Origin of the sequence: Haemophilus sp. HN_Hi10 (genome assembly GCF_049821985.1) — a bacterium.
GTDB lineage: Bacteria > Pseudomonadota > Gammaproteobacteria > Enterobacterales > Pasteurellaceae > Haemophilus > Haemophilus influenzae_D.
On sequence record NZ_CP187495.1, the window covers coordinates 1,827,109 to 1,841,840 of the forward strand.

15 protein-coding genes and 3 pseudogenes are annotated in these 14,732 nt (G+C 42.2%); 16 read left to right on the forward strand and 2 right to left on the reverse strand.

Features of this window, described 5'->3' with window-relative positions; all coding sequences use genetic code 11:
- Positions 1-75: 75 nt before the first annotated feature.
- Positions 76-417, reverse strand: coding sequence for a carboxymuconolactone decarboxylase family protein (locus ACPT8Q_RS09070; RefSeq protein WP_044345891.1), 342 nt, complete (start codon positions 415-417; stop codon positions 76-78).
- A 111-nt stretch (positions 418-528) separates the two neighbouring features.
- On the opposite strand from ACPT8Q_RS09070, the gene ACPT8Q_RS09075 reads away from it, so the two are divergent.
- Both ACPT8Q_RS09075 and ACPT8Q_RS09080 read left to right on the forward strand, forming a co-directional pair.
- Positions 529-1,425: a cupin domain-containing protein gene (locus ACPT8Q_RS09075; protein WP_050948598.1), complete on the forward strand. Its 897-nt coding sequence runs from the start codon at positions 529-531 to the stop codon at positions 1,423-1,425.
- Between the two features lie 78 nt (positions 1,426-1,503).
- On the forward strand, positions 1,504-3,348 hold the full coding sequence (locus tag ACPT8Q_RS09080) for an ABC transporter ATP-binding protein (protein WP_050948599.1): 1,845 nt from the start codon (positions 1,504-1,506) through the stop codon (positions 3,346-3,348).
- Positions 3,349-3,458: 110 nt separating this feature from the next.
- On the opposite strand, the gene ACPT8Q_RS09085 is transcribed toward ACPT8Q_RS09080, so the two are convergent.
- A complete protein-coding gene (locus tag ACPT8Q_RS09085; RefSeq protein WP_050948785.1) occupies positions 3,459-3,695 on the reverse strand; it encodes a hypothetical protein in 237 nt (78 codons plus the stop codon).
- A gap of 199 nt (positions 3,696-3,894) precedes the next feature.
- Between ACPT8Q_RS09085 and terL the strand changes: the two are divergent.
- The 14 genes and pseudogenes from terL (at position 3,895) to ACPT8Q_RS09155 (ending at position 14,708) form a co-directional block, all read left to right on the forward strand.
- Positions 3,895-5,536, forward strand: a pseudogene (gene terL, locus ACPT8Q_RS09090) (phage terminase large subunit).
- Between the two features lie 3 nt (positions 5,537-5,539).
- Positions 5,540-7,175 (forward strand): annotated as a pseudogene (locus tag ACPT8Q_RS09095) (DUF935 domain-containing protein).
- Positions 7,162-8,439, forward strand: coding sequence for a phage minor head protein (locus tag ACPT8Q_RS09100; protein WP_050948600.1), 1,278 nt, complete (start codon positions 7,162-7,164; stop codon positions 8,437-8,439). The pseudogene ACPT8Q_RS09095 and the gene ACPT8Q_RS09100 overlap by 14 nt, the downstream one beginning before the upstream one ends.
- Before the next feature lie 110 nt (positions 8,440-8,549).
- Positions 8,550-9,035, forward strand: coding sequence for a phage virion morphogenesis protein (locus tag ACPT8Q_RS09105; protein ID WP_050948601.1), 486 nt, complete (start codon positions 8,550-8,552; stop codon positions 9,033-9,035).
- Positions 9,036-9,278: 243 nt separating this feature from the next.
- Positions 9,279-10,328, forward strand: a complete 1,050-nt coding sequence (locus ACPT8Q_RS09110; RefSeq protein ID WP_425627521.1) for a phage protease — start codon at positions 9,279-9,281, stop codon at positions 10,326-10,328.
- Positions 10,328-11,283, forward strand: a pseudogene (locus ACPT8Q_RS09115) (Mu-like prophage major head subunit gpT family protein). The gene ACPT8Q_RS09110 and the pseudogene ACPT8Q_RS09115 overlap by 1 nt, the downstream one beginning before the upstream one ends.
- Before the next feature lie 39 nt (positions 11,284-11,322).
- The gene (locus tag ACPT8Q_RS09120) at positions 11,323-11,628 is read left to right on the forward strand and encodes a hypothetical protein (protein ID WP_050948604.1); all 306 of its coding nucleotides are present in this window, start codon (positions 11,323-11,325) and stop codon (positions 11,626-11,628) included.
- Positions 11,629-11,707: 79 nt separating this feature from the next.
- A complete protein-coding gene (locus ACPT8Q_RS09125; protein ID WP_230304885.1) occupies positions 11,708-12,001 on the forward strand; it encodes a phage protein Gp37 in 294 nt (97 codons plus the stop codon).
- Positions 11,973-12,155, forward strand: a complete 183-nt coding sequence (locus ACPT8Q_RS09130) for a DUF2635 domain-containing protein (protein ID WP_005688541.1) — start codon at positions 11,973-11,975, stop codon at positions 12,153-12,155. Before ACPT8Q_RS09125 ends, ACPT8Q_RS09130 begins: the two co-directional genes overlap by 29 nt.
- Complete coding sequence (locus ACPT8Q_RS09135; RefSeq protein ID WP_425622270.1) at positions 12,148-13,563, forward strand: phage tail sheath subtilisin-like domain-containing protein; 1,416 nt, start codon at positions 12,148-12,150, stop codon at positions 13,561-13,563. Before ACPT8Q_RS09130 ends, ACPT8Q_RS09135 begins: the two co-directional genes overlap by 8 nt.
- A 9-nt stretch (positions 13,564-13,572) precedes the next feature.
- Positions 13,573-13,944, forward strand: coding sequence for a hypothetical protein (locus ACPT8Q_RS09140; RefSeq protein ID WP_050948606.1), 372 nt, complete (start codon positions 13,573-13,575; stop codon positions 13,942-13,944).
- A complete protein-coding gene (locus ACPT8Q_RS09145) occupies positions 13,944-14,285 on the forward strand; it encodes a hypothetical protein (RefSeq protein WP_021034874.1) in 342 nt (113 codons plus the stop codon). The genes ACPT8Q_RS09140 and ACPT8Q_RS09145 overlap by 1 nt, the downstream gene beginning before the upstream one ends.
- A gap of 56 nt (positions 14,286-14,341) precedes the next feature.
- Entirely contained in the window at positions 14,342-14,506 is a 165-nt protein-coding gene (locus ACPT8Q_RS09150; protein WP_218834128.1) for a hypothetical protein, read from the forward strand.
- A gap of 46 nt (positions 14,507-14,552) precedes the next feature.
- Positions 14,553-14,708 carry a hypothetical protein gene (locus ACPT8Q_RS09155; RefSeq protein WP_230304884.1) on the forward strand — a complete coding sequence of 52 codons (156 nt, stop codon included), beginning with the start codon at positions 14,553-14,555 and terminating at the stop codon, positions 14,706-14,708.
- Positions 14,709-14,732 lie beyond the last annotated feature (24 nt).

Sequence of the window (14,732 nt, forward strand, 5' to 3'; positions counted from 1 at the left end):
CCTTAACAAAACAAGGGAGCATTAAAAAATGCTCCCTTTCTCTTAATCAACTTAACTTTATGGAATGACGAGTAATTAAGCTTTCTGTACGCTATATGCTTCTAATGCACGTAAAGAATAAGTATAAGCTGCACCTGCATTTAATGCGATAGCTGTTGCTAATGCAGCAGCAACTTCAGCTTCGCTTGCGCCAGCTTTTACCGCTTCTTCTGCGTGTACGCTAATGCAGCTTTCACAACGAGTTGTTACAGCAACGGCTAATGCGATAAGTTCACGAGTTTTAGCGTCAAGCACATTGCCCTCTGCTGCAGCCGCGCCTAATGCTTGGTAAGCTTGTAACATTTTAGGGTGTTGTTTACCCAATGCGCCAAATGATTTTTTAACGTGAGATGTGTGTTCTTTCCAATCTGCAAACATAATGTTCTCCTAAATATATTGAATTAATAACCAACTGGTGTGGCAAATTATAGGCGGATTAGATTATGATACTTGCTTATTTATCTCAATTTTTATCGCTAACATCTCATTATGGACTATTTAGATAAACTTACCCATTTAGCACAAGTGCGTGGAGAAATTAATATTCGCTGTGAATTTCAAGGAGAATGGCAAATATCTCATCAAGAAAAGGATGCAGGAAAAGGCATATTCCATCTTATTGAACAAGGCGAATGCTGGCTTACACTAAATGAAAAACAATTTCATTTAAAAGAGGGAGATATTTTTTTTCTTCCTCAAAATCAACCGCACTTTATGCATTATTCAGTAAATAAAAGGGCAGATATTCCTACAAAAAAAAGTCATCAAGGATTATTTGAGTTACATCAGATTGGACGAGGTACACCAGATTTAAAAATGTTCTGCGGTAATTTTTATTATCAACAAGATGCGCTTCTTACAGCATCAATACCTGAATATTTACATATAAATTTATGCGACACGCCAATTCATCCTTTAGTACAGCTTTTTTTACAAGAAGCACAAAAAAATGATGCGGGTACGAAATCCGTCGTTGATGCACTTTCAAATGTACTTTTAATTTATATTTTACGCCACGCTATTCAACAGAATTTAATTGAACAAGGCATCTTATTTGCCTTACAAGATAAGCGATTAAATACTGCACTGATAGCAATATTACAACAACCTCAAAATGATTGGCATATTGAACAATTAGCTGAACTTGCAACAATGTCTCGTGCAAACTTTATTCGTATCTTTCAACAACAACTTGGTATGTCGCCGGGACGTTTTCTCACGAAAGTGCGGTTACAATCTGCGGCGTTTTTATTAAAACAATCACAACAATCTGTGCTTGCCATTGCTTTAGAAGTGGGGTATCAATCAGAAGCTCATTTTTGTAAAGTTTTTAAAAATTACTACCAACTTTCTCCAAGCCAATACAGAAAATCTGTCAGCCTATAAATTGATGTGTTTTTACGCTATAATAATACGCACTTCTAAAAGGCAACGTGCGTTGCCTTTTCTTTTTAAGGAAAAGATATGTTTAACAAAATTTTTTCGTGGTTTGAAAACCGTTTAAATCCCTATCCAGAAAGCAATCCAACAACACCTAAAAAAGGTTTGTTCCGTTTTATTTGGTCTAGTATTGCAGGAATGAAAGGTTGGATTCTTTTGCTCGCGATTTTAACCGTTGGTACTGGTGTAATGGAAGCAGTATTATTCCAATTTATGGGGACACTTGTAGATTGGTTAGGTACATTTACACCTGAAAAATTATGGCAAGAAAAAGGCCATTTATTAATTGGCATGGCTGCCCTATTACTTATTAGCATCGTGTGGGGATTTTTAGCCTCCACCGTACGTTTACAAACCTTACAAGGCGTATTTCCAATGCGATTACGTTGGAATTTCCATCGTTTAATGCTTGGACAAAGTTTGAGTTTTTATCAAGACGAATTTGCAGGTAGAGTATCCGCAAAAGTGATGCAAACTGCCCTTGCTGTGCGTGACACAGTACTTACACTTGCAGATATGTTCGTTTATGTATTGGTATATTTTATTACCTCTGGCGTAGTTCTAGTGGCATTAGATTCTTGGTTCTTATTACCATTTATCACTTGGATTATACTCTTCGGTTTGATCCTACGAACCCTCATTCCTAAACTATCAAAAACTGCACAACGACAAGCTGATGCTCGTTCTTTAATGACGGGACGTATTACAGATGCTTATTCCAATATTGCTACAGTAAAATTATTTTCTCACGGCTCGCGTGAAGCCACTTATGCCAAGCGTTCGATGCAAGATTTTATGGTAACAGTACACGCTCAAATGCGTTTAGCAACATCACTGGACACGCTCACTTACGCTACAAATATTCTACTTACATTAAGCACCGCAATACTTGGCATTATTTTATGGAAAAATGGTCAAGTTGGCGTGGGGGCAATAGCAACGGCAACTGCAATGGCATTACGCGTAAACGGGCTTTCTCGTTGGATTATGTGGGAATCTGCCCGTTTGTTTGAGAATATCGGTACCGTAAACGACGGAATGAATACTTTAACTAAACCTCACACCATTGTAGATAAACCACAAGCATCGCCGTTACAAGTGAAACAAGGGGAAATTAAGTTTAACGATATTACCTTTGCTTATGATCCAACAAAACCATTACTTAATCATTTCAATCTCACTATCAAACCAGGGGAAAAGGTTGGGTTAATCGGTCGTTCTGGTGCAGGAAAATCTACGATTGTGAACTTATTGCTGCGTTTCTATGAAGCACAACAAGGCGAAATTACCATTGATGGACAAAATGTACTCAATGTGCAGCAAGAAAGCTTACGTCGCCAAATCGGTTTAGTCACTCAAGACACTTCGTTGCTGCATCGTTCTGTACGTGACAATATTATTTATGGTCGCCCGAATGCTACTGATGAAGAAATGGTTTTAGCTGCTGAACGAGCGGAAGCCGCTGATTTCATCCCATTTCTCAGTGATGCCCAAGGTAGAAAAGGCTATGATGCCCATGTGGGAGAACGCGGGGTAAAACTTTCTGGTGGTCAGCGTCAGCGTATTGCTATTGCTCGTGTCATGTTAAAAGATGCACCAATTCTATTGTTAGATGAAGCCACAAGCGCACTGGATTCTGAAGTTGAAGTAGCAATACAAGAAAGTCTCGATAAGATGATGGAAAATAAAACTGTGATTGCCATTGCCCATCGTTTATCCACCATCGCAGCGATGGATCGCCTGATTGTGCTTGATAAAGGACAAATTGTCGAACAAGGTACGCACGCTGAATTACTAGAGCTCAATGGCTTATATGCTAAACTTTGGAATCATCAAAGTGGCGGATTTTTAAGCGGAAGTGCTGAATAATATTGCGTTTATCATATTTAATTAATTGTACTGTAATCAAACTAATTAAAAAATTAGTCTAATTTAATAGCTAAAGAAAAGTGCGGTACATAATTTCTTCATTTTTATTCCTAATTAGCTAATTCTAAAATCCAAGGCAAAATTGTTGGATAGGTTAAGAAAAAAATCATCACGATAAATACAATCCAATAAAGTACGACAAGTTTTTTACGGGAAATATATTTGCTACAAATGATTTTTTTGGAAAACATCAACAGCCAAAATCCATAGGCGAAGGCACATAATGAAACGATAAGCATAGGAATACGCAAATAATCATATTCGCCAGCCAATAAGCCTGAGTTGATTAATGAGTTTGCGGATTTGTTGGATGGGTTTGGGGAGTTGTTGAATAAGGAATTTAAGGCGTGATAGTTACCGTGGGTAGGTATACCCACGGCTAATTATAGTCATAGTGGTTCCCCTTTGGGGAACGCTAACCTACCCCATCGGGGTGCATTATGCGTAAACCAGGGTATACCTACCCTGGGTAAACAGCGGAGATATATGAAAAATAAAGAATTATTAGCAGAATTAAAAGCCTATTCGGACAGCTTGCGACAAAAAGTCGAGGCAAAGTTTGAGGAGTGGGACGATTCTCTTGCTGCCATTAGTGAGCGACGCAAAAAGGTGCTAGATCCTGTTTCGGGCTATGACTTTTTTGTGTCGAATTACTTTCCGCATTATGTGCGTTCTCGCTCTCGTTCGCAGTTGCATAACTATCTTTTTGAGCAGTTGACAAGTATTACAACAGCTATCATCAGTGCATTTAGCCATTGCTGCACCACGTGGTGAAGCTAAATCGACCTTGGTGTCCCAACTCTTTACGCTTTACTGTCTTGTGACACAGAAAAAACGCTATGCGTTGATTGTGATGGATAGTATCGACCAAGCCTATCCAATGTTGGAAGCCATTAAAGTAGAGTTGGAATTTAACCAACGTTTGCGCATTGATTTCCCTGAAATGGCAGGACAAGGGCGTGTGTGGCAAGCGGCAACCATTATCACAAAAGCCAATCAAAAAGTGCAAGTGGCGGGTTCCGGCAAGAAATTGCGTGGTTTACGCCATGGGGCGTATCGTCCTGATTTGGTGGTACTGGATGATATTGAAAATGACGAACAAGTGCGTAGTCCTGAACAGCGTGACAAATTGCACGATTGGTTGAAGAAAACCGTCCTTCCGTTAGGGGCGGCTGGGGATAAGTTAGACGTGGTATATATCGGCACTATCCTACATTACGACAGCGTATTGAATCGCACTTTGAGCTCTAAAGCATGGAAGACAGCCAAGTTTAAAGCCTTAATTCGTCAGCCTGATGATATGAGCCTGTGGGATAAGTGGGAGGACTTCTACTTAAACGAAGGCGAAGCGGTGGCTGATGCTTTCTATACGCAAAATCAAGCGGCAATGGATAAAGGTGCGGTAGTAAGCTGGGCTGCTCGTCCTATCTTAACCTTGATGAAGATTCGCGCTCGTGATGGGCATGCCACCTTTGATTCTGAATATCAAAATGACCCGTTAAGCAGTGATGACGCGATTTTTGCCAATGCTATTAAATACTGGACGGAATTGCCGTCTGATTTGATTTATTTTGGCGCGGTTGACCCGTCATTGGGTAAAGCCGGTGCAAGCCGTGACCCATCGGCGATTTTAGTGGGCGGTTATCAGCGTGCCACAGGTAAATTGTATGTGGTCGAAGCGCAAGTGAAAAAACGTTTGCCTGATTTAATTATTGAAGATGTGATCCGTTTCCAACAGCAATACAAGTGCCACCGTTGGTTTGTTGAAACCGTGCAATTTCAGGAATTTTTAAAAGACGAACTGGTTAAGCGCTCGGCACAACGTGGCGCACCTGTGCCGGCAACCGCAATTAAGCCAAACACAGACAAAATGCTTCGAATTGAATCCTTGCAACCGCACATGGTGAACGGTTTGATTTTGTTACACAGCACACAAGCGACCTTGATTGCGCAACTGCGTCACTTTCCGAAAGCTGACCACGATGACGGCCCGGATGCGCTTGAAATGTTGTGGAAGAACTCCATCACCAACGCCGCCCCGATTGAGTGGATAGGTTTAAACGATGAAAACTTGGGGCATGATGATTTTGAAGCGGAAGATGATTTATATAGCATTTGGCGAGGATAAAACATGAAAATTTGGGAAAAAATTAAAACATTGGTGGGCTCAAAAACCGAACCAATCCAAACCGATGAAGCAATGGTAACAGCTAATGGGCGCATTTTATCCGACCACCCGAGCAACCGCATTACCCCGTCAAAACTGAAAAGCATTTTAGAGGATGCGGAAAACGGCGATATTACGGCACAGCACGAGTTATTCATGGATATTGAAGAACAAGACAGTGCCATCGGTGCGAATATTCAGACGCGCAAACGGGCGATTTTGACGCTGGATTGGCGCATTGCTGAACCACGCAATGCGACACCGGCAGAAGAAAAGCTCCAAACCGAAATTGATGAGTTGTTTTACCAATATCCGAACCTTGAAAACCTGCTTATGGATATGATGGATGCAGTCGGACATGGTTTTTCTGCCCTTGAAATTGAGTGGAAATTGGAAAATGGTAAGTATATTCCGCATAACTTTATCCCACGCCCACAGTCTTGGTTTAAGTTAGATAAAAATGACAATTTATTGTTAAAAACGCCAACTAATCCCATGGGCGAGCCATTAAGACAGTTCGGCTGGGTGGTGCATTCGCATAAGTCCCGTTCCGTTCAACTGGCGCGCATGGGGTTATTCCGTACACTGGCGTGGCTTTATATGTTTAAGCATTATTCCGTGCGAGATTTTGCCGAGTTTTTGGAACTTTACGGCATGCCGATTCGCATTGGTAAATATGGCGCCGGTGCAACAAACGAGGAAAAACGCACGCTATTACGTGCCCTTGCACAAATCGGACATAACGCCGCAGGGATTATGCCCGATTCGATGAAAATCGAATTGCATAATGCCGCAAACACCGGCGCGGGGTCGGCAAATAACCCGTTCTTGCAAATGGTGGACTGGTGCGAAAAATCTATTGCCCGTTTGATTTTGGGGCAAACGCTCACATCAGGCGCGGATGGTAAAAGCTCCACCAATGCATTGGGCAATGTGCATAATGAAGTGCGTCGTGATTTATTGGTGTCTGACGCTAAACAAGTGGCGCAGACTATCACACAGCAAATCATCCTGCCTTATTTGCAGATTAACGTTGACCCAAACATTGCTTTGCACCGCGTACCCTATTTTGAGTTTGACACCAAGAAATACGACGATTTAAGCACCTTTGCCGATGCCATCCCGAAACTAGTGGGCATTGGCGTGCAAATCCCCGAAAAATGGACGCGCGATAAGCTCGGTATTCCGGAAGCGCAAGACGGTGAAGTGGTTTTAAAAGCTGTTCAAAGCGATTTTAATCCCGATTTAAAAACACCGGGGAAATCTACCGCACTTTCAGCGCATGTGGTGGGGTGCCAGTGTGCGGGGTGTTTGGGTAAAGGCGCGCGCGTGGCGTTGTCTGCCGGCAATAATGGGGAGACAGAGCAGGATTTGTTGGATAACAGTTTAAGAGGCGTTAAATGTGATTAACTTTAACCGCCAATTAGACCCTGTGGTGCGTCAATTAGCCGTTGTATTAACCGCATGTAATACCTATGAGGAAGCAAGTGATAAATTAGCTGAAATTTACCCGGATTTAGATAACGCAGAACATCAACGTTATTTGACACAAGCCGTCTTTTTGTCCGAATTGTTGGGAGTCAGCAATGCCAAGCGTTAATTTCGTTTTGGGGCTAGAACCGAAAAAAGCCATTGAGTTTTTAAGGGATAAAAAGGCCATATTAGGGCATTTTGACGAAGATGCCTTAATGGATAGCGCCCGAGCCAAAGCAACGCGTATCGCCAATTTATCCAGCCTTGAGATGAGTAAAGACATCTACCAGTCTTTAGTTGATGCACAGACACAAGGCTTACCTTTTAGCGAGTGGAAAAAAGGAATTTTTGAACATTTTAAGAAAAAAGGATGGATTGCCGGGTATGACAAAGAATATTTGCTTGCAGATCCGAAAACCGGTGAATATTTTGGCTCACCACGCCGATTAGAGACGATTTATCGCACCAACATGCAATCTGCTTATTCTTCTCAGCGCTATGCCGAAATGAGAGATAACGCAGATAACCGACCTTATTGGCAATATTCGGCAGTAAATGATGATCGTACCCGCCCAAGTCATTCAGCTATGCACGGTTTGGTTTATCGCTATGATGATCCGTTTTGGGCAACATTTTACCCGCCAAACGGATTTAACTGCCGATGTTCGGTTATCGCATTAGCCGAGCGAGACATTAAACGCCGCAATCTGGTCGTTGGGGATAGCGCAGATCGTTTGATTGATTACGACCGCAAAATCAATTCCACCACAACGGAAAAAACGACCGCATTTAAATTGTCAGATGATAAATGGATTACTACGGATAGAGGCTTTGATTACAATGTCGGACGAACCGTATATAAACCTAATTTAGCACTTTATCCTGAATCATTGGCACATCAATTTGCTAAACGTGAAATGGGCGGCGAGGGATTTAAATTTGATTTTAAACAGTTCGAAAAAGAATTCTCGCCTTATGTTGATGATTATAAAAAGCTAAAAGGCAAAAATGAGCGTGAGGCATTTTTAAACCCGATTCGAGAACGGTTTAAAATGGACTATAAATTTATTGCCGGTGTGTTAAACGAAGATACCAAGCAGCAAATTAAAACTGATTTATCTACAGTTTGGCTTTCTGACGACTCGTTAATTAAGCAAATTGCAAATCGTTACGGACAAGATTTTGATTTTGATGACTATGCACGGTTGCCAGACGTGTTATATAGCCCTGACAAAATAGAACAAGACGGTAAAAATACGTTTAAATTTTACAAAGAAGTGGATTCACGGCGATTGATAGCTGTCATTAAAGTGCTTAATGGTAGCAATGAGATTTACTTGACATCGCAACACTTAGCAAGTGATCGACAATGGCGAAAAGCGTTTAAATAGACATGTCGCCCGGTGGGACTCGAACACCCCCACACATCAATCCCTGCTCCAATAGCATTCGTTCGCAGTTTTCGAGATTCACTGCTACGGGCGACTAGAGGCACTATAACATGATAGACGTAAAAATCAACAACGAAAAAGAACTTATCCACGCATTATCACAATTGGCGCAACATGTGAAATATAATGTGCCGCTTATGCGTACGATAGCAGGTACAATGCAATCTGCAGTTGACCAAAACTTTGAAGCCGGTGGTCGTCCTGCTTGGCTTGGTGTGAAAAGTCGCCCAGACGGAAAACCATTGATTGATAGCAGTGCATTAAGAAATAGCATCCATTCGAGTTGGGATAACAACGAAGCGCAGGTTGGGACAAACCTAAAATATGCGGCTATCCATCAATTCGGCGGAAAAACCAGCCCGCATAAAATCAAACCAGTCACTAAAAAAGCCTTGGTATTCGGAGGAATTGTCAGAAAATCAGTAGATCATCCCGGAAGTGATATTCCTGCCCGTCCATTCTTGGTTTTAACCCCACAGGACGAGGATGATATTTTAGAGGACGTGCAAGCCTATTTTCGGAGTGTAGTTAAATAAAATATAAAACCGCCCTAAATCGCGCGTATTTGCATTTTTATGATTGTAGGGGTGATTTATTGAATTAAATTTTTTAAAAGGATTTAAAAAGGTTTTAAAAATAGTTTAAGATTAAATGCAACATCCAATTTCATTTTTTCAAAAATTCTAACCTAGAGGGGAGTGAGGAAGTCGCTCCCCTCTTTTCATTTTTTCCTGTCCGTTATTCTGTTATCCGCTATTAAAGAACGAGGATAACAAACGATGCACATTAAGCCGATTGCGTTAAGTTTCGCGCTTAACAAAAAAACAAATGGGCGTATTCAGTTGTTCCCCTTTGGTCGTTTTTATTCGCAAGATGGACGCACCGAAGGTGCAGGAGGCTGGTATGTAGATGACACTAACGGCTACACTTTGGCTGAAGACATTAATCAGCTAAAGATTAAGCTCATGATCGACTACGAACATCAAACCCTATTTATTGAGAAAAACGGCAAACCTAACCCTGCCGCAGGTTGGATGGAAACGGTGGAGTATATTTCTGGTGAAGGCATTTTTGTCGATGTAGATTGGACAAAAAAAGCCCATCAACAAATTCGAGATGGAGAATATCGTTACATTTCTTCTCTGTTTTTGGCTGAGCCGGACGGCAAGGTAACGAAAGTGCTGAATGCTGCATTAACCAATCGCCCTGCTTGTCATGACTTGGCGGAAGCTGTCGCCTTTTCATCCCAATTTAATCAACATCAACACAAAAAGGACAATCCCATGCTGGAGTTATTACGCCAATTATTCGGCACGCCGGATGCGACCGAATACGAAATGAAACAAAAACTGACCGCACTTTCTGCGGCTAAGGGCGACAGCCCGGTGGCACTCAGTGATGTGTACGGTAAGTTAAAAGAAAAAGACGGTGAAGTCGTCGCTTTAACTGCGAAAGTCGGCGCAGAGCCTGACCCGAGCAAATATGTGCCGTTATCGTCAATGAAAGATGTGCAAGACAAACTAAACGCGTTAAGCGCGCAAGTGCATGGCGATAAAGTCAATGACTTGATTCAAACCGCATTATCTGACGGGCGTTTATTGCCATCACAAAAAGAATGGGCGGAAAAATTAGGTAAATCCGATATTACGGCCCTTTCTGATTATTTAACTGTTGCAACGCCAAATCAAGCTTTAGCTGGCGGTCATCAAGCAAAAGAAGACCCAAATAAAGACAAACAGGTTGCATTAAGTGCAGCAGAACAAGCGGCGGCTCGTGCGTTGGGTATGACCGAAGCCGAATTTATCAAAGAGCACAAGGAGCAAAAATAATGTTTAAGAAATCCGAAGTTTTAAAAGCGATTGAAACCCAGTTTAAAAAAGACTTTGCTGCCGGTTTAGGTTTGATTAAACCGCAGTGGGATTTAATTGCGATGAAAGTGTCATCCAATACCAAAGTGAACACCTACGGCTTTTTAGGTCAATTCCCGAAAATGGTGGAATGGGTAAACAAACGTCAGCGTAAAGTAATGCAAGCCCAAGGCACCAGCATTGAAAACAAACTGTATGAAAGTACTGTGGGCATTGCGCGCACTGACATTGAAGATGACCAAGTGGGCTTATTCCGTCCGATGGTGCAGCAAGCGGCACAAAGTGCGGCTGAATTGCCTGATGATTTGGTATTTGGCTTGTTAAAAGCCGGTAAAACGACTTTGTGTTATGACGGCCAAAATTACTTTGACACCGACCACCCTGTTTTTGACAACGTGGACGGCACAGGCTCAAGCAAAGAGCAAAGAGCAAAGAGCAAAGAGCAAAGAGCAAAGAGCAAAGTAATATCACCACCGGAACGAAAACAGAAGCACCAATGTTTTATATTTTCGACACCACCAATGCGATTAAACCGTTAATTTGGCAAGAACGCACTGCGCCAGAAATTGAAACGAAATTTGCCCCTTCCAAGTCTGACACCGTATTTAACGAAGATATTTACGAATGGGGTGTGCGTGCTCGTGGTGCAGCTGGTTTTGGTTTCTGGCAGTTAGCGCACTGTGTGGAGAAAACTGAACTTACTGCGGAAAACATAATGGATGTCATTGCCAAAATGCAATCCTTAAAAGGTGACGGTGGCAAGTTATTGAACATTCGCCCAAATGTGATTTTAGTGCCACCTGCACTTGAATTCAAAGCACGTCAAATCTGTGAAGGTGAATTAATTAACGGCACGACTAATATCTTAAAAGGTCGTTTGAAAGTGATTGTGTCTCCACAAATCATTGCGGAATAACCATCAATAAGGGCGAGCAATCGCCCTTTAGGAGCAAAAATAGCAAAGAAACAGCAAAACAAGACAGACGATGAAGTGAAAACCGATTCTGCGGAAAACACCACAGAAACCGACCGCACTTTAGACGAGTTGGATGACACGCCCAAAGGTAGTGATGTGATTCATCCTATTGCCTATGCGGTGACGTTACGTGCAATTCATCCGCAAGCCTCTTATGGTCGCTGTGGTTATCGTTTTAACAAAGAAAGTGCGGTGGAAATTCCAGTTGAAAACTTGACGGGTGAGCAAGTCATTATGCTTGCTGAAGATCCCTGGTTAGAACTTATTCCCATCTGCGATAAATAAGGATGAGTGATGCATTACGCCAGTGCAGAAGATTTTGTGTTACGCGTAGGGGAAGTGCAAGCCATTGAAACCGACCAGGGTGCGTACGCTCTTTAATAATGCCACTTTTAAAGGCGGTGCGATAACGGCTTATGCGATTGAGTATGACGCAATCTATGACGATTTAAGCCCGTTAGAAGATGGACGTTATCCTGAAATGACACAGGATAGCAAAAATCCTGATTATTTGTTTACGCATTATCATGGTGAGCTATCGCCACCAGAGCCGATGTTAGAACGTATTGGTAACAACATTTATGACCCAATAAGCGGTGCCAAAGTGCCGTTTGAGGTAGAAACACAAAATGAAAGTGAAAGCAGCAATAGGCATTAAGGTGCCGATGGAACATCAGCCTTATACCTATATTGAACAAGTACCGGTAGAGGTAGAGCCATCGATTTATTATCAACGTCGTATTAATGATGGCGATTTGATTGTGATCACAGAAACACGTTCTCGTAAAGAAAAGGAGAAAGACAATGGCTGAAATGAATATTGATTTTGATAATATCCCGACGAGTCTTCGTAAACCGGGTGTTTATACAGAATACAACTCACGCAATGCAGTGAGTACTTTGCCAACAAATGAGCAAAACGTCTTAATTGTGGCACCAATGTTAAATGCAACAAAAGCATTTAGCGCACCGACACCGATTTATTCGGATGTAGATGCAAAAAATACATTTGGTGCTGGGTCTTGGACTCACTTAATGGCGCGTATTGCTATCCAAAATAATACCATGATCCGTTTAACGGTGATTGGTTTAAAAGAGAGTGATTCAGGTGTGGCGGCAACTGGCACCATTACGCTAACAGGCACAGCAAGCAATGCAGGGGTGCTTAAAGTTATCATTGGTGGTCTTGATTATGCGGTGGCAATCGCTAAATCGGAAACCGCCGCCAACATTGCCGCCCGTTTAAATGCAGTGATTAATGCGGGGGAATATTGTCCTGTCAGTGCAACAGTCAATGAAGGTACTGTTACGCTTACTGCGAAATGTAAAGGCGAAATTGGCAATGAGATTAGTGTCAATGCCACATTAAGCGTAAATGATATGGCAGTGAATGTTTCTGCCCTTGCAAATGGTGCCGAAAATGCCGATTTAGTAGCGGCATTAGCATCTGTAGCTGGTCAGCATTATCACGTGATTATCTCCCCTTTTGCGGATGATAAAAATGCGAAAGCCTTGCGCGAACATTTAGAGTCGGTAGCAAGTCCTGTTGAGAAAAAACCAGGTGTTGGCGTATTAGGTTTTAATGGTACGTTGGCAAGCGGTACCACTTATACCGAGAAAATTAATGCTAACCGTATTACAGTGGGTTGGTATAAAGGGGCGGTGGAATCTAATGCCTTAATCGCTGCGGGATATGGGGCGGTTATTGCAGGCGAAGAAGACCCAGCTAAACCGTTAAATACACTTGAGATTAAAGGTTTAACCCCTGTTGATGCCACTCAAACACCGTTAAAAACCGAAGTCAATCAGGCGTTATTCCACGGTTTAACCCCTATTACAGTGGTAAATAATCGTGTGCAAATTATGCATGCAATTACGACTTATACCAAGTCACCTGCGAATGTAGATGATCCTGCGTGGTTAGACTTAACCACAATTCGCACACTTGATTATACGCGTAAAGCCATTGAACAGCGTATTGAGTTACGTTTCCCTCGTGCGAAATTATCTAATCGCACCCCACCAAAAGTGCGGTCGGAAATCCTTGATGTGCTCTATCGTTTAGAGCAACAAGAGATTTTAGAAAATGTGGATGCGAACAAGGGTAAATTGCTTGTTGTTCGCAATGGCAAAGATCCAAATCGTTTAGATACGGCAATCCCAGCCGATGTGGTAAATGGCTTGCACGTTGTCGCTAACCGAATTGATTTAATTTTATAGGGGGCGTAAATGGAAAAATATGCTGGAACGGCGGTGTTAGAAGTAAATGGCGTTGAATTTGAAATTACCGATTTAAATGTGACAAAACAAACTGGGCGTAAATTAGTCAAAACCATGAACTCTGAAGGTCGTGCACGTGGCTTTGCTAAAGGCATTACGACCTGGGAGCTGTCAGTGACTGCTGCTCTGCCGATTGATGGTTCAGAGATCGATTGGGCTGGTATCAGTGATGCAAAAATTACGGTATATCCGCTTAATCAAGAAGATAAGCGCACGTCCTATCTTGGCTGCTTTACTACGCAAGTAGGCGAGAAATACACGGTGGATAACGAAGCCGTTATTGATATCCAGATGAATGCGCTTAAAGAGGTAAAAGAATAATGCGTTTACTTCTTGGTATCTCTTATGAAGACAAGCGTTATTTTGACTTTGACGTGCGATTACTAACCTTGGGTGGCGAATGTGCTGCCCTTGAGAAAGTCGCCGAGCTTGGTTTAGATGAGAAAGAAAACCTCACGAAAGCGGAGCAAATGCTCGTGGACTTGGCTTATTTATCTGAACAGCTTGATATTATCGGTATTGCGCAAGATAAGCTCACGCCACAGTTTTTACTGGATAACCTTGCCACGGATGATTATGTGCTGATTACCCAAGCTATCGCAGAACTACGAAAAAAGCACATCGACGCTGGGGAAAACCCGAGCAAAGCCGAAACCGAATAAAACAACATTACGTTGTGTTTGATGCCGAGAAGAATTACCGAAGTGCGGTTATTTTATTGGCTAAATTTGGGTTTACTGCTGAAGAAGTACGAGCAATGTGTCATGCTGAAGTTGCTGCGTGGGTGGCAAGTTGGCAATATTCGCAAGGTATTAAAACTCAGTCAGAAAAAGGCAACACGGTGCATTACAACCTTATGCGTCGTAAAACTAAGGGGGCGTAAGCCCCTTTTTTTGTGGATTTAAAATGAGTTTAAAGAGGGTTTAAAAATGGCTGAGTTGAATTTAGCACTGACGCTAAAAGCACGAGACCAAGCAAGCCGAGTTTTTCAGCGGGCACAATCGCAGATTAAGCAAAGCACAAAAGCAATGGCAAGTGCACGCGAAACGTTGGGCGTGCGAAGTGAACATAAAATCCAACAATAAATTAATCATACCATTGCCGCTTAT

Coding starts and splice junctions, on each gene's coding strand:
- ACPT8Q_RS09070 (WP_044345891.1), bottom strand. CDS start 417: ATGTTTGCAGATTGGAAAGAACACACATCTCACGTTAAAAAATCATTT.
- ACPT8Q_RS09075 (WP_050948598.1), top strand. CDS start 529: ATGGACTATTTAGATAAACTTACCCATTTAGCACAAGTGCGTGGAGAA.
- ACPT8Q_RS09155 (WP_230304884.1), top strand. CDS start 14,553: ATGGCTGAGTTGAATTTAGCACTGACGCTAAAAGCACGAGACCAAGCA.
- ACPT8Q_RS09080 (WP_050948599.1), top strand. CDS start 1,504: ATGTTTAACAAAATTTTTTCGTGGTTTGAAAACCGTTTAAATCCCTAT.
- ACPT8Q_RS09130 (WP_005688541.1), top strand. CDS start 11,973: ATGAAAGTGAAAGCAGCAATAGGCATTAAGGTGCCGATGGAACATCAG.
- ACPT8Q_RS09110 (WP_425627521.1), top strand. CDS start 9,279: ATGCACATTAAGCCGATTGCGTTAAGTTTCGCGCTTAACAAAAAAACA.
- ACPT8Q_RS09135 (WP_425622270.1), top strand. CDS start 12,148: ATGGCTGAAATGAATATTGATTTTGATAATATCCCGACGAGTCTTCGT.
- ACPT8Q_RS09140 (WP_050948606.1), top strand. CDS start 13,573: ATGGAAAAATATGCTGGAACGGCGGTGTTAGAAGTAAATGGCGTTGAA.
- ACPT8Q_RS09105 (WP_050948601.1), top strand. CDS start 8,550: ATGATAGACGTAAAAATCAACAACGAAAAAGAACTTATCCACGCATTA.
- ACPT8Q_RS09100 (WP_050948600.1), top strand. CDS start 7,162: ATGCCAAGCGTTAATTTCGTTTTGGGGCTAGAACCGAAAAAAGCCATT.
- ACPT8Q_RS09145 (WP_021034874.1), top strand. CDS start 13,944: ATGCGTTTACTTCTTGGTATCTCTTATGAAGACAAGCGTTATTTTGAC.